Origin of the sequence: Vibrio anguillarum (assembly GCF_001989995.2) — a bacterium.
Classification (GTDB): domain Bacteria; phylum Pseudomonadota; class Gammaproteobacteria; order Enterobacterales; family Vibrionaceae; genus Vibrio; species Vibrio anguillarum.
On the sequence record NZ_JAHGUP010000109.1, the window covers coordinates 1 to 553 of the forward strand.

Consider the following 553-nt stretch of genomic DNA (forward strand, 5'->3'; position numbering starts at 1 on the left):
CACCTTAGCCGGGCGTTATGGATCCCAAATTGAGTTGGTTACGAATGTCGATAAATTGGTTCAAATTGGAGTACTATGCTGCGATTGCGCTGATTTGAAGAACACGATGACAATTCCAATTAAAAATGTATCTAGTACGGAAATTTCTTGCTCAAACTGTCAGGCTTGTTGCTGTCGTTTAGAGGTCATGATCATTACAGATACAGGTGTGCCAGAGCAACACATTGCTTTCGACCAATGGGGTGGGGAAACCATGCTACGTTTGGCGGATGGTTGGTGCTCAGCTTTAGATCGAGAAACATTCATGTGCACGATTTATGAGAATCGACCTTGGATTTGTCGAGAGTTTGAAATGGGCTCTTATGAATGTCGAGATGAAAGGTCAGATTTACCTTAAAAATTATGTTCGATAAATCAGAGTGTTGTTAGCCATAACAAACGGTTAAAGAGGGACTGCCAACGCGTGGCGGTTTTTGCTCAAATCGGCATTTGTGATTACGGCTGTTATTTTGAGTTCAGTGGTTTGCGTTGTCAGCCCCTTAACCGGGCGTTA

1 protein-coding gene is annotated in these 553 nt (G+C 43.0%); it reads left to right on the top strand.

Annotated features, from left to right (window positions below; translation table 11 throughout):
- The first annotated feature begins 106 nt into the window (after positions 1-106).
- Positions 107-397 carry a YkgJ family cysteine cluster protein gene (locus tag PL85_RS16985; protein WP_026028227.1) on the top strand — a complete coding sequence of 97 codons (291 nt, stop codon included), beginning with the start codon at positions 107-109 and terminating at the stop codon, positions 395-397.
- Positions 398-553 lie beyond the last annotated feature (156 nt).